Below are 17,820 nucleotides of genomic sequence, written 5' to 3' on the forward strand. Positions count from 1 at the left end.
TTGCATATGCAATTATTGCAGATACAATTTATAGCATGCAAGCTGAAATCACTCCACCCGAAGCTGTCGCCGGTGCGCTTCCCCAGGGCTGCACCAACTTCAAACTGCGCCAGCTGATGCGGCGGGTGGCGCAGCACTACGACACCGAGATGGCACGGTGCGGCCTCAAGACCACGCAGTATTCGCTGCTGTCGCATGTGCTCAAGCTGGGGCCCATTCGCCCGGGGGACTTGGCCGCGGCCATGAAGATGGACGCCTCGACGCTGACCCGCAACCTGCGCCCGCTGGTCGATGCCGGCTGGGTCACGCTCGAAGCCGGGGCCGATGCGCGCAGCCGGCTGGTGCACATCACCGATGCCGGGCGCGATAAGCGCGCCGAGGCCCAGCGCCACTGGAAGGCCGCGCAACTGGCGCTCAACGACACCCTGGGGGCAGGGCGGGTGAACGCGCTGCACGCCTTGGTCGACGATTCCCTGGCCCTGCTGGCCAGCGCCCAGGAGCCCGGCGATGACCAATGACACCCGTAACACCGCCCCCGCAGGGCCCGCACGCGCTGCTGCGCCCGCGCTGCCCTTGTCCCTGTGGCTGGTGCTGCTGGCCGCAGCGGGTGCCTTTGCACTGACCATGGGCACGCGCCAGACGATGGGCCTGTTCCTGTCGGCGCTCAACACCTCCACCGCGCTGGGCATTGGCAGCATCAGCCTGGCGTTTGCGTTCGGCCAACTGTGGTGGGGGCTGACCCAGCCCTTTGCGGGTGCGGTGGCCGACCGCATCGGTACCGGCCGCGTGATCCTGCTGGGCGTGGCACTGGTGGCGCTGGGCACTTTCATCACGCCCTACATGACCACGACCGCCGGCCTTATCTTCGCCATTGGCGTGCTGGCCGCGGGCGGGGCAGGGATGGCGGGGCCGTCGGTGCTGATGGCCGCCACCTCGCGCCTGGTGCCGGCCCACCAGCGTGGCCTGGCCACCGGCATCGTGAACGCGGGCGGCTCTTTCGGCCAGTTCATCATGGCGCCCATCGCTATGAGCCTGACCGCCGCACTGGGCTGGGCCAGCGCCATGCAGTGGATGGGCGTGCTGGTGCTGCTGGCGCTGCCAGCGGTGTGGGTGCTCAAGGGCAATTCCAACGCGCTCGCGGCGCAGGCCGCTGCCGCGTCGGGCCAAAAGGCATTGACCGCCCGCGAGGCCGTGGTCCAGGCGCTGGCCACGCCGAGCTACCGCTACCTGGCCATCGGGTTCTTGGTGTGCGGCTTTCATGTGGCCTTCCTGGCCACCCACCTGCCCGGGGTGATTGCGGCGTGCGGGTTGCCGCCGCAAGTGGGCGGCTGGGCCTTGGCCGTGATCGGCCTCTTCAACATCGTGGGCAGCCTGGCCATGGGCTGGGCCGTGGGGCGCTGGCGCATGAAGTCGCTGTTGTCGCTGCTGTACGCCGTGCGCGGCCTGGCGGTGCTGGTGTTTCTCTTCGCGCCCAAGACAACGCCGGTGGTCCTGATTTTTGCGGCGGTGATGGGCGTGACCTTCCTCTCCACCGTGCCGCCCACGGCGGGCCTGGTGGCCAAGATGTTCGGCACCGCCAACATGGCGATGCTGTTTGGCGTGGTGATGCTCTCGCACCAGATCGGCGGATTTTTGGGCGCGTACCTGGGCGGCAGCGTCTTCCAGGCCACCGGCAGCTACGACTGGGTCTGGTACATCGACATCGCTCTGGCTGCAGGTGCGGCGCTGGTGAATCTGCCCATCCGCGAGGCCCCGCTGGCGCGCAGCCCTGCAGCTGCTGCGGCCTGAGCCAAGCCGAGCCAAGCCACTCCACCCGTTGATCCTTAGCTGAAAGCAAACTGCCATGACAACCACCCTGGCGGCAGCCGCCGCATTGCCCGACCCCACACAACCCCAACCCCAACCGCTGTACCTGGACGACCTGGCCGTGGGCGACCGCTTCACCAGCGGTGAACACGCCATGGACGAAGCCCAGATCAAGGCGTTTGCAACCCAATTCGACCCGCAGCCTTTTCACCTGGACGAGGCCGCCGGCCGCGCCACGCTGTTCGGCGGCCTGGCCGCCAGCGGCTGGCACACAGCGGCCATCACCATGCGCCTGCAGGTGACCACGGGCCTGCCGATTGCCGGCGGCATCATCGGCGCCGGGGCAGAAATCAGCTGGCCACGGCCCACCCGCGCCACTGACGTGCTGCACGTGGTGAGCGAGGTGCTGGAGATCCAGCCGTCCAAGTCCAAGCCCTACCGCGGCATGGTCACCGTGCGCAGCGAAACCCGCAACCAGCAGGGCGATGTGCTCCAGCTGTCCACCGTGCGCATCGTGGTGCCGCGCAGGCAGGTGGCAGCGACCCCGGGGGCGGCTTCATGAGCAGCGCAGCCACGGCGCCAGCCGCGCCCGCGCCGCTCGACGCACGCACCCGCATGCTGCTGGAAGCGCCCATTGCGCCCACCTTGCTGCGCCTGGCCATGCCCAATGTGCTGGTGATGCTGGCGCAGGCGGGTGTGGGTCTGATCGAAACCTATTTCGTGGGTCAACTGGGCACCGATGCGCTGGCGGGCATGGCGCTGGTCTTCCCCGTGGTCATGCTGATGCAGATGACGTCGGCAGGCGCCATGGGCGGGGGCATTGCGTCGGCCATTGCGCGGGCGCTGGGGGCGCGCCGGCGTGACGATGCCGATGCGCTGGTGATGCACGCGCTGGCCATTGCGGCGGTGTTTGCGCTGGTGTTCACCGTGGCGGTGGTGGGAGGAGGGCGCTGGCTGTACACCCGCATGGGTGGTACCGGGGGCGCGCTGGAGGCTGCGCTGATCTACTCCAACTGGGTTTTCGCGGGGGCGTTTCTGGTCTGGCTGTTCAACACGCTCTTGGCCGTGATCCGCGGCACCGGCAATATGGCGGTGCCTGCCTACGTCACCGTGCTGGGTGCGTTTGTGCTGGTGCCGCTGTCGCCGCTGCTCATCTTTGGCTGGGGCCCGGTGCCGGGCCTGGGCATTGCAGGCGGCGCCCTGGCGCTGATGGCGTACTACGCAGTCGGCAGCGCCGTGTTGGCGGCGTATCTGTGGTCGCCGCGCAGTCTGCTGCGGCCGTCGCTGACGCACATTCAGTTTCGCTGGAAGCTGTTCAAGGACATCTTGCGGGTGGGCCTGGTGGGCACGGTGTCCACCGTGGCCACCAACGTGGCGATTGGCGTGACGACTGCGCTGGTGGGCGGCTTTGGCACGGCGGCCATTGCGGGGTATGGCACCGCGTCGCGGCTCGAGTATTTGCTGGTGCCGCTCGTGTTCGGCCTGGGCGCACCGCTGGTGGCCATGGTCGGCACCTGCATCGGCGCCGGCCAGCGCGAGCGGGCCCTGCGCGCCACCTGGATCGGCGCGGCCATCGCGTTTGCCATGGCCGAAGCCATCGGACTGTGGGCGGCCGCCTTTCCGGGCACATGGCTGCGTCTTTTCAACAGCGACCCGGCCATGCTGGAGGCTGGCGCGCTGTACCTGCGCACCGTGGGCCCCGTGTATGGATTCTTCGGCCTGGGCCTGGTGCTGTACTTTGCATCGCAAGGGGCAGGGCGCCTGTTGTGGCCCGTGATCGGCAACATCGCCCGGTTGGCGGTGGCCGTGACGGGTGGCTGGCTGGCCCTGCGCTGGGGCGGCGGGCTGACCGCCGTGTTCGCCGCGCAGGGCGTGGCGCTGGTCCTCTACGGACTGGTCAATGCATGGGCCATTGCTGGCGGAGCCTGGTTCGGCCGGGTGGGCTGGCCGCGCAGCATGGCGGGCCTGCTCAGCCGCGTGCCGCAGGGTTGAGCCGGTTTGAACAGCGCTGCGCAGGGTCCGGGTGGTGCTGAATTGGGCTTAAAACAGGCCCTACCGCTCACTGGGCTTGCGCTAGCAGCTATTGATTTTATAGCTACTGGCGCTGCGGCTCTTAGCGTCACACCGGCACGGTGTAGTTCAGCGTCATACGCCCTCCATCCACGGTCACGATCTCACCCGTGACATAACTGGCCGCGTCACTCGCCAGCCAGGCCACCACATCGGCGATTTCCGACGGCTCGCCCAGCCGCTTCATCGGCGTGCGGCTCATGATCTTTTGCTTGGCCTCGTCGCTGGTGAGCACAGCCTTGGCGGCCAGCTCGGTGGCGATGGTGCCGGGCGCGACGGCGTTCACGCGGATGTTCTTGTCGGCCAAAGCCAGCGCCATGACGCGGGTGAGCTGGTTCACGCCGCCCTTGCTCACGTTGTAGCTGGAAATGCTCGGGATGGTCAGCACGCCGTTGACCGAACTCATGTTGACGATGGACCCGCCGCCAGACGCCACCATGGCCCGCGCCACGGCCTGGCCCACCAGAAACGAGCCTTTGAGGTTGACCCGCAGCACAGCGTCGAAATCTGCCTCGGTCACATCGAGAAAGTCCGCAGCTCGGAATATGCCGGCGTTGTTCACCAGCACGTCGATGCGCCCATGCGCGGCCAGCACTTGAGCCACCAGGGCATCGACCTGCGCCTTGTCGCCCACGTCGCAGCGCACGTACAGCGCGCCCAATTCCTGCGCCAGCGCCTGGCCGCGCGAGTCGTCCACATCCACGATGACCGGCTTGGCACCATCGGCCGCAAGCCGCCGCACGCAAGCTTCGCCGATGCCTTGCGCGCCGCCGGTGACGACGCACACGCGGCCCTGGTGGCCGAAGTGGATGGTGGATGGGCGTGTTGTAGGAGATGGTGGTGCTGTGAGGGTCATGGGCCTGATGGTAGCGGTGATAGTGGGGTCTGGTGAGCTAGACGGAGGCTGCCTGGAGCTGCCTCTACAGCGGCTCTATGACTTTATACGATGTATATTATGTAAAATGACTCAAAGTGTGAACGTCATGGTTACCTAGGCACGCCGTGCAGATCGTCGTGATCGGCACAGGCCCATTTCGTGCACTTCAGGCTTCGAGAGCCGAGCCGCTACCTTGCATTCGATATCAACCATCATCGCGTACAGACAGCAATCTTCTCAGCGGGTGACGGGCATTCACAGCCACTACGCTGCTGCTCACGTGCGTCACCCAGTTGAGCTGCTGAGCTATCGGCCATGTGCATGGCGATCTCACCCAGTCGACCTGTCAACGGTAGGCCTGTGCCCCAAAAGCTCTCTGGCTCACCTTGCGCGCTCGGCGAGATGCGGGTTGTGCACGGGGCCATGCCACGCCAGGCGACAAAACTTGCCGGATTGGGAATGATGCTCGGTGGCGGCATATTTCAGCGTAGAACCGGTTCCTTTGAACGTTGGCCGCGTCATGGTGCTCTCCACTGATTGGCCAGTGTTGCAGGTCTCGCGCCCTGCTCCAGCACACAAGCCAGTGCCATGTGCGTCAGCGGAGCTCTGTGGAAGTTGCGGCTCGACCGTAATCACGCAACGCGTTTGCACCACTGGTTGATCCAGTTCATCGCCTCGGAGCTGTTGCCCGTTTCCAACGCGGTCATGACATACGCGAGGGTTCCAACGGCCTCATCTTTCGTGATTTCTCGAACTTTGTAGCTGTCGAGCACCCGGCCTAAAAAAGCATTCATTTCTTTTCTATCACGGGGAGTGAGGCTCCCATTTCTATCCGGCATACCTAGCGCCTCAATGCGATGACTATCAAGATCGCGCCCTTCGCAGTTCTAGCGCTTTCAACATATATTGCCCACGTACCCAACTATTCAACACTTGGCATCTCCAGTCAACTTCCGGTAGCAAAAAAGCGCAGCAAAAAACAAATTTGCGAACTTTTATATTATTCGCACAAAATAAAATGATAAAAACAGTTGAAATTCGATGGATCCAAGTGCGAGCGGCCCTTTGAAAAACACAGCTTTGACCAAAGCAATACGTACTCTTCAGCTCGTGTGCGCAATGGATCGTCTCAAAGTCATTGACGGCGTTTCGCCAAATTTTTTTGTGTATTGCGCTGAGAATGATGACATGTGGGGAAAGCCCCATGACATGGCCACATGAGAAACGGATTTTCCCAACGCCCCATTCAACAACTCCGCTCTCACACCGTTCAATCTGACCAGCCTCAGATATGCCATGGGAGTCATGGACTTGAAGTTCATGAAACCCATTTGAAGCGCGCGAACACCGACGCCAGACGCTTCCGCAATGTCTACCACCCTCATAGGTCGCGATGCATTCTCGACCATATAGTCTATTGCGCGCTTGACACTTCCCGGGCTGGGCATCGGCCCAGAGTTTTTCATCATGTCTGTGTAGCTGTGATACACGCCTTCCAGAATGACATTGATTACGTATTCGTTCATGCTGGTCAGCGCAGCCGGATATCTGGAAAAGGGGCGTTGTGCCATCCTTTTCTTGGTGTACCATGTTCATCATCGACTTGATGACATGAGATTCATAGCTGTTGGTGTCAAGAACGGGATTGAACAATATCCTTTGGGTTGCAGGCCGCTCTATCAAATCGGACAGTCGTTTGTGGATTGCTTCTTTTTCGACCGAAACCCGATGCAGTGTGGTTCGTGGAGAAATATTCGCAATTTTGGTCAGTGATGAGTCCAAGACCAAGCCGCACGACCCGCTTGTTTCGTTTGCCTCTCCTCCGAAACGCACCGCCTCCAGCATTCCACCGTCCGAAAAAGAAATTCCGTATCCGTCGTACGCTTCTTCAAATTTAATTTGAACATCGGACTTCCAGAATGTCCGGGAAAAACACAGCCCGCCAGTCAGTATTACGTCAGACCGCATCTCGAAATCACTCAAATTTCTGGTTCTCGCGGAGCCTGCGGAGTGATGGCGTGACACTATGGCCGTGTACTCGTCCAAATCAGATGTGAAGAGTTTTATTCTGTTAATCATATGCCTGATTGGTTTTTTGATTTTCAGAGCGATTTGAGGACCCAATCTTCTCACCCGTCATAACGGCAATCAAGTCACCGGTCGGCGTGCGTCCCCAAAGGCTTTGGGTACGTCCTGCAGGCAGGCAGGCAAGCCGCAGCCCTCGGCACGAATGCGACGGACATCGCACCTGTATCCGCACACCCATCCATCCACACCGCCGGTGCAGCGCTAGATCATCTCGCGAACGCGCATGCTGAAATCGTCGATGGAGAAAGGCTTGGTCATCACCGCCATGCCCGGCTCCAGGTGGCCGTTGCCGACGAGTGCATTCTCGGCATAGCCGGTGACGAACAGGACTTTCAGCTGCGGGCGCGCCGTGCGGGCTGCGTCGGCGAGTTGGCGGCCATTCATGCCGCCGGGCAATCCGACGTCGGTAACCAGCAGGTCGATGGCGGCATCGGACAGCAGCGTACGCAGGCCGGTGCTTCCATCGCTGGCTTCCAGCACGGTGTAGCCCTGCTGCTGCAGCACCTCGCCCATCAGCATGCGCACGGCGGATTCGTCGTCCACGACCAGCACCGTGCCATTTTGCGGGCCCAGCGGCACGGGCTGTTTTTCCGATGAGGGGCCGTCGTCCTTGGCGCCGGTATGGCGCGGCAGATAGATGCACATCGTGGTGCCGACGCCCACCTCCGAACGAATGCGTACCTGGCCGCCCGACTGCTGGGCAAAGCCGTAGATCATGGACAGGCCCAGGCCGGTTCCCTGGCCCATGGGCTTGGTGGTGAAGAACGGGTCGAATGCCTTCGCCTGGACTTCCGGCGTCATGCCGGCGCCGGTGTCCGTCACGCTGAGCGTCACGTAGTGTCCGGCACCCAGGCCCTGCGCTCGCGCCGCACGGTCGTCCATCCAGACGTTCTCCGTTTCCACGGTGATGCGGCCGCCGTGCGGCATCGCGTCGCGGGCATTGATGCAGAGGTTGAGCAGCGCACTTTCGAGCTGCGATGCGTCGACGAGTGTCGCCCAAAGGTCGGCCGCTGCGACCGTCTCCATGTGGACGGCGGGGCCCACTGTGCGGCGAATCAGCTCTTCCATGCCGGCCACCAACTGGTTCACATCCACGGCCTTGGGGTCCAGCGTCTGGCGACGGGAGAACGCCAGCAATCGATGGGTCAAGGCCGCTGCGCGGCGCGCCGCGCCCTGGGCCACCGTCACGTAGCGGCCGATTTCGGTGGTGCGGCCCTGTGCGATCTGCCGTTGCATCAGCTCCAGCGATCCCGTGATGGCTGCTAGCAGGTTGTTGAAGTCGTGGGCCAGGCCGCCGGTGAGCTGGCCGACTGCTTCCATTTTCTGGGCTTGGCGCAGAGCATCCTCGGTGGCCATCAACTCGCGCACCGTGGTGTTCACCCGCTGCGCCAGGTTCTGGTTGGCTTCGGCCAAGGCACGCTGGGCCCTGACCTGCTCGGTCACGTCATAGCCACCGACGAAGATGCCGCTGACGGCGCCACCCGGGTCGCGGACGGGCTCATACCGCAGGTCGATGTACCGGTCTGCCTGGTCTGCGGCCCGGTTGTCGAGGTGGATCGGCATGGCCTGCGCGGAATAGGACTCTCCCGTGGCATAGACCTTGTCGAGCAATTCATAGAACCCCTGGTTATGCAGTTCCGGAAACACCTCGCGCACCGTGCGCCCCAGGAAATCGCGGGCTCCGGATATCTCGACATACGCGTCGTTCACGTACTCGAACCTGTGCTCCGGTCCGCTCAGGATGCTGACGAATCCAGGCATCTGCTGCAGAGTCTGACGCTGGCGCTCGGTGCTTTCGCGCAGGGCCTTGTCTGCCAGGACCTTGGCCGTCGTTTCGTTGGTGAAGATGAAAAGCCCCGCTACTTCGCCATCGGCGCCAAGGATGCGTGAGTAGGAAAAGGTCCACCAGGTATCCGCCATGCCGCGATCGGTGGCCAGCTTCCAGTAAAGGTCATTGAAGCGCTGGCTTTTGCCGGACATCGCGTCGGCAATGATGGGATGGGCCTGCTCGAGCGCGTCCGACCAGACCTCGTCGAACAAAGCCCCCATGGCCCACTCCACGCGGGGGCCGAGCAATGGGATATAGGTTTCGTTGAAGAAGAAGTGCAGCTGGGGTCCCCAGCACAGGATCATGGACTCGGGCGAGTTCAGGACCAGACTGAGCGATACCTTGAGTCCCTCCGGCCATTCTTCCGGCTGCCCCAGAGGATGGTTCGACCAGTCACGGCTCAGGATCAGTTCCGTGGCGCGGCCGCCACCGGAGAGGAAGGGGATCGGGGCGTCATGGCGCATACCTGATTTGAGAACTTTGTGCAGCAGCAGATTGTCGAGAATGGCAATGGGAACGCATCCACTGGACACCGGCAACACCAGCGGACTGTGCTTTGTGGATGCGCTCAGGCGCTCGACATTGCCGAATCGGTCCTGCCGTACACTGGCACGGGATGCGGCGCATGCGAAGCGCAAGACTGGATGGTAGCGGTGCCGAGCGACATGGCTAGACAGGGCGCTTCAAAAAACTTCCCGATCCTCTGATTTCGCCGGAGCCGGCGGCACTGCGTGGACTCTGCCCCCGATTGTCGTCGTGCCCGAGGCCGAGGAACGCTAGGACCTGTTCGCGAACCCGCTGGCCGATAATCCGCCCCCATGAGCAGAACCGCCGCAATCCGCACGCATGCGCCGACATCGGGGAAGCGGCGTCCTGCAGCCAGCCTGATTCGATGGGTGCTGCTGTGGTTCGCGCTGTCTATCGGCTCGGCCATTGCCTCACCGATGGTCCATGCGCAAACCCTGGAGCTGGTCTGCTCTGGGGCCGGTCTGGTCAAGGTCATCGTGCACACCGATGACGGCGTGCAGGAACTCGGGGCCGCCCACATGGACTGCCCGCTGTGCGTGCAGGCGGTCACGCCGCCCGCCACCACAGCCGTCGGACTGCCCTCGCCCTTGGCGCTTGCCTACGGGGTGTGGGCAATCGCAGCCACGCACCTCATGGCGGCTGCCGCGGCTCCCATGCCGGCGCGCGGGCCGCCCTCCCCCTCGCTCTTCTGACGCTTCTTCTTCCGTTCGTCCGCGCGTGATGCCGCCTTCGGGCGCGCTTCGCGCCGCGCGTTTTCGCATCGAGTCGGCGCCCGCCGTGGGCGCCAGAGAGCCATTCATTCCATGAACCCCCATCGACGTCACGCCTTGTCCGCCCTCAGTGCGTTGTCCGCACTGGCGTCCCTCCACGCTTCAGCGGCGACCGACACCATCGCCCCAGCACTGCCACTGCCCAACGCCAACTCGCGCCCCCGGCTGCAGATCGTGATGGTCGTGCACCCTGACATGACCGCCCTCGATCTGGTCGCCCCCCAGCTCGTCTTCGCAACCATGGGCGATGCCGACACACACCTGGTCTGGAAAGACCTGTCCCCGGTCACGACCGACAGCGGCTTGAAGCTCTTGCCGAGCACGACTTTCGCCGATGCGCCTGCGACGCCTGACATCCTCTTCGTGCCCGGCGGGCTCAAGGGCACGACTGCGTTGCTGAAGGACGAAGACACGTTGCGCTTCCTGCGCGAGCGTGGCAAAGCCGCGCGCTGGGTCACCGGCGTGTGCACCGGGGTGCTGCTGCTCGGCGCGGCCGGCCTGCTGCGGGGACACCGCGCCACGGCCCACTGGTATGTGCGGGACCTGTTGCCGATCTTTGACGCGACTCCCGTGGCGCAGCGCGTGGTGGTCGACCGCAATCGGGTAACCGGCGGCGGCGTGACCGCGGGCATGGACATGGCATTGACGCTTTCCGCGCTGCTGCGCGGCGAGGCACATGCGCGTCTCCAGACGCTGCTCTTCGAGTACGACCCCCAGCCGCCCTATCCGTCAGGCACGCCCGAGCTGGCCGGCCAGGCCCTGACGACCACAGTCCGCGAGCGACGGGGCACCGCCATCGAAACCGCCCGCCAGGCAGCGCAGAAAGCCCGCGACCGCTGGCCCAATTGAACGGGTGAGCACAACCACAGCACGGGTGGGATGCCGTCTGACGGCGCGTGCTGCTGGCCGCACGCGCCCAGGGCCCTGGCCCGCCCTACAACGACGCTCTCGCTGCATCGTGAAGAACTTTCGCGATCAGATCGAGCAACGCTGGCGACAGCTCCTTCGCCACCTCATCCATGGGCTCTGCAGTCGATAGGCTCACGTTAATCACGTACTGAGCGCCCGCCACCTCCAGCGGAGCGGCCAGCGCAACAACTTCGGGCTGCCACGATGCCGCGCAGTAGCCCTTCTCGGCGACATCAACCCGTGCCTGTTCAATGGCTGCCTTCAGCGTTGGCCAGGCCTCTGCACGCCGGCTGCGGAAGACATGCATCAGCGCATTGCGTCGAAGCTCCGGAGCGACGGCCAAATAGGCACGCCCGAGCGATGTCAGCTCCATGGGCACGCGCTGACCCGACACCACATGGCGCAGCGCTGCCCGCCGGGCGTAGCGGATGGATTCCAGGTACACCATCTCGTCGCGGTCGGGTGCGGCCAGGCCGACGTTGATGCGCCGCCCTTCTGCCAGAGCCCGCATCCTCGGAGCCGCAACCGCCAGAACGCGAGAGCCCGATCGCATGGCGTGCCCCAGGCTCAGCACAGCAGGGGCCAATCGATAGGCCCGGCTCGGCGCATCCAGCTGCAGCATGCCCGTGCCCACAAGAGTCTGGGTCAACCGGCTGACCGTGGACTTGGACAGGCCCGTACGTTCCGCCAGGTCGCCATTGCCCAGCAGCTCGGAGCCTTGCCTGAAGGCTCGCAACAGCTCGATGCCTCGCTCAAGGGAACGATTGGCCGGCGACATCCCTGGCTTGTCGTCGGCGATCCCGTTTCTTCGTACTTCCACAAGGCTTCTCCATTGGCTGGCAACCATTTTAGTTCCACTCTGTGGAATTGGCAGGGTTACTTTTCCGGCCTGCTTTCCTAAGCTACGGGCACGGTGCTCGAACGCCGACGCCGCAACCTGCCAAGGCCCTGCTGCCATGACTACTACGGAGACAAATACATGCGCCCATTGAACTTCCGCCTCTTGCGATCCTGCACCAAGCCCCTGCTCATCAGCACCTTGCTTTTGGCAGGCGCGGCATTCGCCAACACATTTCCGCAAAAGGCCGTGCGCATCGTGGTGCCGTTTTCGCCTGGAGGCGGCACGGACCTGATCGCGCGCACGCTGGGCCAGGAGATGTCCAAAGACCTCGGTCAGCCGGTCATCATCGAAAACAAGCCCGGCGCGGGCACGGTCATCGGCACTGACGCCGTGGCGAAGGCCGCGCCTGACGGATACACGCTGGTCATGGCGAGCTTCGCGCATGCCGTCAACCCCAGCCTGCAGCCCAAGCTGCCTTTCGCCAACGACAAGGCGTTTGCGCCGGTCATTCTGGTCGGCCGCGGCCCTAACGTTCTGGTGGTGCGGCCTGCGAGCCCGTTCAAGACGGTGCAGGACATTCTGGCCGCTGCCAAGGCCAGCCCGGGCAAGCTGACCTACGCCTCGCAAGGTGCGGGCACGTCGGCCCATCTGGCCGGTGAAATGTTCGACAACCTGGCCAACGTGAAGACCGTGCACATCCCTTACCGGGGCGCGGGTCCTGCAATGACCGATTTGATGGGGGGGCAGGTCGACATCTTCTTCGGTACGGCTGCCGCCGTCGCTCCTTTCGTGGAACGTGGCCAACTGCGTGCCATCGCTGTGACCAGCGCCCAGCCCTCCCCTGCTTTCAAGGGCATTCCCATCATTGCAGAGAGCGTTCCGGGCTACGCGGTGGAAAGCTGGTACGGCCTGTACGCACCTGCAGGCACGTCCAAAGACGTCATTGCCCGCCTGAACGCCGCTGCGCGCAAGGCGGCCCGCGCGCCGGACTTCACGCGCAAGGTCGAGCAAGAGGGCCTTGCCGTGAGCGCTGGCGATCCTGCTGAACTCGACACCTACGTGCGTGGCGAAGAAGCACGCTGGGCTCGCATCGTCAAAGAAAACGGCATCAAAGCCGACTGATCACCACATCGAGGAGAACTGCCAATGAGCTTCGCTCTGATCCACCTGGAGGTCGCCGACGGCATCGCGACCATCACCCTCAACCGCCCCGACAAGCGCAACGCCATGAGCGATGCCATGCGCAGCGAGTTCATCGAAGCGCTGGAACTTGTCTCTGCCGACAAGGCCATCAAAGCCGTGGTGCTGACCGGGGCCGGTAAGGGTTTTTGCGCTGGAGGAGACATCGCCGGCATGGAAAAGCGCATGAACGCACCGGCCGGAGACGTGGGCTTCAACGGCTGGCATCGCCAGCAACGTGTGCATCACACCCAGGCTTTGCTGCACACCATGCCCAAGCCGGTGATTGCCGCCGTCAACGGCGCGGCATCGGGGCTGGGCGCCGACACCGCGCTGGCTTGCGACTTCATCATCGCGAGCGAATGGGCCAGTTTCACTTGGTCGTACATCCACCGCGGGATCATTCCAGATGGCGGCGGCATGTACTTCCTGCCACGCCGTGTGGGGCTGCCCAAGGCGAAAGAACTGATCTTCACAGGTCGGCCGGTCAAGGTGGACGAAGCGCTGGCGCTGGGCATCGTGGATCGCCAGACCTCGGCCGACTCGCTGCTGGCCGATGCAAAGGCCTGGGCCGCCGAGTTGAGCCAGGGTTCGGCCACTGCGCTGGCGCTGACCAAGACCATCCTCAACCAGAGCTTCGAGATGTCCGCGCAGCAGGTCTTTGCTCAGGGCAGCCAAGCCCAGGGTATCTGCTACACGAGCACGGAGCACCGCGAATCGGTGATGGCGTTTCTCGCCAAATCCGCTGTTGCGACAGCCGCCAAGGATGAAGCACCATGAACGCTATTTCCCGCTTGCTCAATCCGCGCAGCGTGGCAGTGATCGGCGCTTCGGCCGATGCCAGCAAGACCGCGGGCCGCCCGGTCTCCTACCTCGTCAAGCATGGCTTCGCGGGCGACATCTACCCGGTGAACCCCAAGGCCGACCGAATCGGCGACCTGCCGTGCTACAGCGACGTCGCCTCTCTTCCTTCAGTGCCTGACGTGGCCATTGTCTTGCTGGGCGCCGAGCGCGCTCATCTGGCGGTACGAGAGCTGTCTGCCCGCGGCTGCGCGGCGGCCATCGTATTGGCCAGCGGCTACACCGAGACTGGAGAGGACGGCGCACGCCGCCAACAGCAACTGGTGGAGGCAGCCGGGAGCATGCGCATCCTCGGCCCCAACACCATCGGCCTCGTGAACCTGACGGACAGCATTGTGCTGTCGGCCACCGGAGCGCTCGAAATGGAGCACTTCCCCGTTGGCGGTATCGGCGTGGTATCGCAAAGCGGCGGCATCCTGGGCGCGCTGTTGTCGCGCGCTGCGGCCCGGGGTATCGGCCTGTCCAAGCTCATATCCACCAGCAACGAGGTGGATCTTGAACTCGCGGATTTCATCGACCACCTCGCCGACGACGACGCCACCAAGGTGATCGCGCTGTATGTGGAAACCGTGCGCAATCCCGCCAAGTTCCGCAACGCCTGCCTGAAGGCAGCGCGCAACGGAAAACCGGTGGTGGCTTTCAAGATTGGCCGCTCCGAGGCCGGCGCGCAAGCGGCGGTTTCGCACACCGGCGCCCTGGCCGGGGCCGACCGCATGTACGACGCACTGTTCCAGCAGATCGGGGTGATCCGTGCGCAGACGTTCTCAGACCTGCTGGACATTCCCGCAGCGCTGGCCACAGGCCGCAAACTGCACGGCAAGCGGGTGGCTATTCTCACCTCCACCGGCGGCGCAGGCACACTGGTATCGGATGACCTCGGCATGGCGGGCTTTGACACGCCCGCACCGGATGCTGCCACCGCGCAGGCGCTGCGCGCCTTGCAAACCGGAGACCACGCGGTGCTGGACCGCAACCCCATCGACGTAACGCTGGCAGGTCTGAAGCCAGACCTGCTACGCGGTGCCATCAATGTGTTGCTCAAGAGCCCGAGCTATGACGCGCTGACCATCATCGTCGGCTCCTCCAGCCTCGCCATGCCCGAGTTGCTGGTGGGAGCCATCCAGGACTGCCTCCCAAACTCTGACAAGCCTGTCATTGCGTACGTCAGCCCGCATGCTCCCGAAGTCGGCGCATTGCTGACGAAGCGTGGCGTACCGGCATTTGCGGCGGCCGAGAGTTGCACTGCGGCGCTGCAGGCGATGTTCAAGGTGGCGCAGCTCAAGCCGCAGCGCGACGCCGTCGTTCTCCCCCAGGCCATCGTGGTGGACGATCTGCCCAACGGGTCGCTCGACGAATACCAGGCCAAGCAGCTGTTTACACGCTTCGGCATACCCTGCGCGGGAGAGCGCATCGTGGCAACGCCAGCCGAAGCACAGGTTGCGGCACGCGAAATGGGTGGCCGCGTGGTGCTGAAGATTCTCTCCGCCGAGATCACCCACAAGAGCGATGTGGGTGGCGTGGCAGTAAACCTGACGGCCGACACGGTGGGCGAGCGCATGTCTGCCATGGCAGCCGAAGTGCAGACCAAGGCCGGCGTGCGGCCCGATCGCTTCCTCGTCCAGGAAATGGTCGGCGGCGGAACCGAACTGATCCTGGGCATGCACCGGGACTCTCTGGGCACAGCCATCCTGCTGGGTATGGGGGGCGTGACAGCGGAACTCTTCAAAGACACGGCCATGCGGCTGCTGCCACCGGGCAGTGGTCTATCGCGGGACGAGGCCCTGTCGATGGCGCAGCAACTCAAGACCTGGCCTCTGCTGGACGGCTTTCGCGGCAGGCCCAAAGCCGATGTGGATGCACTCGTATCAGCCATGGTGGCCTTCTCTCTGATGGCGGCGCAATTGGGCGACCGGCTGCTGGAAGCGGAGATCAACCCGGTGTTCGTACTGCCGCAAGGCCAAGGTGTACGGGCAGCCGACGGTGTCGTGGTGCTGGCCTGATGAGCGCTTTTTCCACAGCCCAGGTGCGTCTGGAGCGCGACGGTGACGTGGGCGTGATCTGGATCGACAACCCCCCGATCAACGCCGGCTCGGCGGCCGTACGTGCGGGCCTCATGCGCGCAGTCGCTCAAGTGGCATCCGACGACCATCTGACCGCTGCTGTTTTGATCGGAGCGGGCACTACGTTCATCGCCGGCTCGGACCTGCGCGAGTTCGGTCAACCGCTGGTCGATCCGCAGCTTCCCGCCGTGATCTCTGCCATCGAAGCCTGTCACAAGCCCTTCGTCGCCGCGCTGCATGGTGCTGCGCTGGGAGGTGGGTTCGAGCTTGCACTCGGCTGCGACGCTCGCTTGGCGGCACGGGGAACGGTCGTGGGCCTGCCCGAAGTCACGCTCGGCATCATCCCCGGCGCGGGTGGAACGCAAAGGCTGCCTCGCCTGGTCGGCATACCTCGCGCCATATCGATGATCTGCGCTGGGGAGCGGATCCAAAGCGCCGCGGCGCTCGACTCTGGACTGGTCGATGCCTTGACCGACGGCGATCTGCTGGAAGCGGCGGTGGCGCTTGCACGAAGCTTGGCGGGCACCAAGCAACGGCTGCGGGACCGCGTCGTACCGGCGGCTCCACCGCACGCGGTGGCGGACGCTGCGGCCGCGGCCCTGAAGGCAGGCAAAGGACGGCCGGCAGTCATCGCCGCCATCGCAGCCGTGAAGGCAGCGGCCGAGCCGGACTTCGACGTGGCTCTTGCCAGTGAGCGCGCGGCATTTGAGCAACTTCGGCTGTCGCCAGAGGCTACGGCGCTGCGCCATCAGTTTTTCGCAGAACGAGAAAGCGCAAAGCATTCGACACTGGCGCACATCGCCCCCCGCGCCGTGCGCTGCGCAGCGGTCATTGGCGCCGGCACCATGGGCACAGGCATCGCCATCGCCGTGCTGGATGCAGGCTTCGATGTGTTGCTGCTGGAGCACGATGGCATGGCACTGGAGCGTGGCCGCACCCGCATCTCCGACCACTACTCGGGGCGCGTGAAGGCTGGCAAGTTGCCACCCGCGCTCGCACAGGATCGCCAAAGCAGGCTTCGCGCAACGCTGGACTGGGATGGCCTCTCTGCTGCCGATCTGGTGATCGAGGCAGTATTTGAAAGCCTGGACGTCAAGCGCCAGGTCTTTGCGCGCATCGATGCACTGGCCCGCCCCGGTGCCGTGCTGGCCAGCAACACGTCCTACCTGGACCTGGATGCCATCGCCCGCGCGACCACCCGGCCTCAGGATGTCATCGGGCTGCACTTCTTCAGTCCTGCCAACGTGATGCGACTGGTGGAAGTCGTACGGGGAAAGGCCTCGTCGCCAGACGCCTTGGCCACCGGGCTGGCGTTCGCCCGCAAGCTCCGCAAGTTGCCACTGTTGACAGGCAATGCTTTCGGATTCGTCGGCAATCGGCTTTACGCCGCATATCGGCGCCAGTGTGAGTTCCTGATCGAAGAAGGCGCCTGGCCCGAACAGGTGGATGCGGCCTTACAAAGCTTTGGCTTTGCGATGGGCCCCTTCGCCGTGGCCGACCTGTCGGGCCTCGACATCGCTTGGCGAATGCGACAAGCCCAGGCCGCCACACGCGGTCTTGCAGGGCGCTATGTGGACATTGCCGACCGGCTGTGCGAGGCTGGCCGATGGGGTCGCAAGACAGGCGCAGGCTACTACCGCTACCCCGACGGCCGAACACCAGAGGTGGACGGTGCCACGCAGGCGCTGATCGCAGCCGCTCGCGCCGACAAGGGCATCGTGGCACGCGCCATCAGCGACGAAGAGATCCAGCGCCGCGCGTTGTTGGCGCTCGTCAATGAGGCGCTGTTGTTGCTCACCGACGGCATCGCTGCCCATGCCACGGATATCGATGTCGCGCTGGTCAACGGCTATGGTTTCCCACGCTGGGAAGGCGGGCCGGTGTTCTGGTCGCGGATGCGCGGCCAGGACGCCCTCGCGAAGGATCTCGACATGCTTGCGGACTGCAGCGGGCCAGGCTTCGTGCGCGGAGACATTCACCAATTATTCCAATGAGACAGTCCC

16 protein-coding genes are annotated in these 17,820 nt (G+C 64.3%); 11 read left to right on the plus strand and 5 right to left on the minus strand.

Annotated features, from left to right (window positions below; genetic code table 11):
• The first annotated feature begins 35 nt into the window (after positions 1 to 35).
• From ASG27_RS23720 to ASG27_RS23735, 4 genes are read left to right on the plus strand one after another with little or no spacing between them, the layout of a single operon-like run.
• Positions 36 to 518 (plus strand): MarR family winged helix-turn-helix transcriptional regulator, encoded by a 483-nt coding sequence (locus tag ASG27_RS23720; protein ID WP_056412097.1) that lies wholly within the window; start codon positions 36 to 38, stop codon positions 516 to 518.
• A complete protein-coding gene (locus tag ASG27_RS23725; protein ID WP_056412100.1) occupies positions 508 to 1,788 on the plus strand; it encodes an MFS transporter in 1,281 nt (426 codons plus the stop codon). Before ASG27_RS23720 ends, ASG27_RS23725 begins: the two co-directional genes overlap by 11 nt.
• A 55-nt stretch (positions 1,789 to 1,843) precedes the next feature.
• Positions 1,844 to 2,368: a MaoC family dehydratase gene (locus ASG27_RS23730; RefSeq protein ID WP_082486139.1), complete on the plus strand. Its 525-nt coding sequence runs from the start codon at positions 1,844 to 1,846 to the stop codon at positions 2,366 to 2,368.
• Positions 2,365 to 3,798: an MATE family efflux transporter gene (locus ASG27_RS23735; protein ID WP_056412107.1), complete on the plus strand. Its 1,434-nt coding sequence runs from the start codon at positions 2,365 to 2,367 to the stop codon at positions 3,796 to 3,798. The genes ASG27_RS23730 and ASG27_RS23735 overlap by 4 nt, the downstream gene beginning before the upstream one ends.
• A 127-nt stretch (positions 3,799 to 3,925) precedes the next feature.
• Here ASG27_RS23735 and ASG27_RS23740 read toward each other — a convergent pair whose 3' ends face one another.
• The 3 genes from ASG27_RS23740 to ASG27_RS26315 form a co-directional block, all read right to left on the minus strand.
• Positions 3,926 to 4,732: an SDR family NAD(P)-dependent oxidoreductase gene (locus ASG27_RS23740; protein ID WP_056412110.1), complete on the minus strand. Its 807-nt coding sequence runs from the start codon at positions 4,730 to 4,732 to the stop codon at positions 3,926 to 3,928.
• 653 nt (positions 4,733 to 5,385) lie between these two features.
• Positions 5,386 to 5,547, minus strand: a complete 162-nt coding sequence (locus ASG27_RS23745; protein ID WP_200912387.1) for a hypothetical protein — start codon at positions 5,545 to 5,547, stop codon at positions 5,386 to 5,388.
• 309 nt (positions 5,548 to 5,856) lie between these two features.
• Positions 5,857 to 6,324 carry a helix-turn-helix domain-containing protein gene (locus ASG27_RS26315; protein WP_082493104.1) on the minus strand — a complete coding sequence of 156 codons (468 nt, stop codon included), beginning with the start codon at positions 6,322 to 6,324 and terminating at the stop codon, positions 5,857 to 5,859.
• Between the two features lie 74 nt (positions 6,325 to 6,398).
• Between ASG27_RS26315 and ASG27_RS27060 the strand changes: the two genes are divergently transcribed.
• Entirely contained in the window at positions 6,399 to 6,656 is a 258-nt protein-coding gene (locus tag ASG27_RS27060) for a hypothetical protein (RefSeq protein WP_156371489.1), read from the plus strand.
• Positions 6,657 to 7,042: 386 nt separating this feature from the next.
• Here the strand turns inward: ASG27_RS27060 and ASG27_RS23750 are convergent, their stop codons facing one another.
• Entirely contained in the window at positions 7,043 to 9,307 is a 2,265-nt protein-coding gene (locus ASG27_RS23750; RefSeq protein WP_235503907.1) for an ATP-binding protein, read from the minus strand.
• Between the two features lie 180 nt (positions 9,308 to 9,487).
• Here ASG27_RS23750 and ASG27_RS23755 point away from each other — a divergent pair, with 180 nt between their 5' ends.
• The gene (locus tag ASG27_RS23755) at positions 9,488 to 9,889 is read left to right on the plus strand and encodes a hypothetical protein (protein WP_235503908.1); all 402 of its coding nucleotides are present in this window, start codon (positions 9,488 to 9,490) and stop codon (positions 9,887 to 9,889) included.
• Between the two features lie 111 nt (positions 9,890 to 10,000).
• On the plus strand, positions 10,001 to 10,816 hold the full coding sequence (locus ASG27_RS23760) for a DJ-1/PfpI family protein (protein WP_235503909.1): 816 nt from the start codon (positions 10,001 to 10,003) through the stop codon (positions 10,814 to 10,816).
• A gap of 85 nt (positions 10,817 to 10,901) precedes the next feature.
• Here ASG27_RS23760 and ASG27_RS23765 read toward each other — a convergent pair whose 3' ends face one another.
• Entirely contained in the window at positions 10,902 to 11,723 is an 822-nt protein-coding gene (locus ASG27_RS23765) for an IclR family transcriptional regulator (RefSeq protein ID WP_056412120.1), read from the minus strand.
• 132 nt (positions 11,724 to 11,855) lie between these two features.
• Between ASG27_RS23765 and ASG27_RS23770 the strand changes: the two genes are divergently transcribed.
• The 4 genes from ASG27_RS23770 to ASG27_RS23785 are packed head-to-tail and all read left to right on the plus strand — an operon-like array spanning position 11,856 to position 17,811.
• Positions 11,856 to 12,839 carry a tripartite tricarboxylate transporter substrate binding protein gene (locus ASG27_RS23770; RefSeq protein ID WP_056412123.1) on the plus strand — a complete coding sequence of 328 codons (984 nt, stop codon included), beginning with the start codon at positions 11,856 to 11,858 and terminating at the stop codon, positions 12,837 to 12,839.
• A gap of 24 nt (positions 12,840 to 12,863) precedes the next feature.
• Entirely contained in the window at positions 12,864 to 13,676 is an 813-nt protein-coding gene (locus ASG27_RS23775; RefSeq protein WP_056412126.1) for an enoyl-CoA hydratase/isomerase family protein, read from the plus strand.
• The gene (locus tag ASG27_RS23780; protein WP_056412130.1) at positions 13,673 to 15,757 is read left to right on the plus strand and encodes an acetate--CoA ligase family protein; all 2,085 of its coding nucleotides are present in this window, start codon (positions 13,673 to 13,675) and stop codon (positions 15,755 to 15,757) included. The genes ASG27_RS23775 and ASG27_RS23780 overlap by 4 nt, the downstream gene beginning before the upstream one ends.
• Positions 15,757 to 17,811, plus strand: a complete 2,055-nt coding sequence (locus ASG27_RS23785; protein ID WP_056412133.1) for a 3-hydroxyacyl-CoA dehydrogenase NAD-binding domain-containing protein — start codon at positions 15,757 to 15,759, stop codon at positions 17,809 to 17,811. The genes ASG27_RS23780 and ASG27_RS23785 overlap by 1 nt, the downstream gene beginning before the upstream one ends.
• Positions 17,812 to 17,820: the final 9 nt, after the last annotated feature.

This window comes from Acidovorax sp. Leaf191 (assembly GCF_001424425.1).
In the GTDB taxonomy this organism is placed as follows: domain Bacteria; phylum Pseudomonadota; class Gammaproteobacteria; order Burkholderiales; family Burkholderiaceae_C; genus Acidovorax.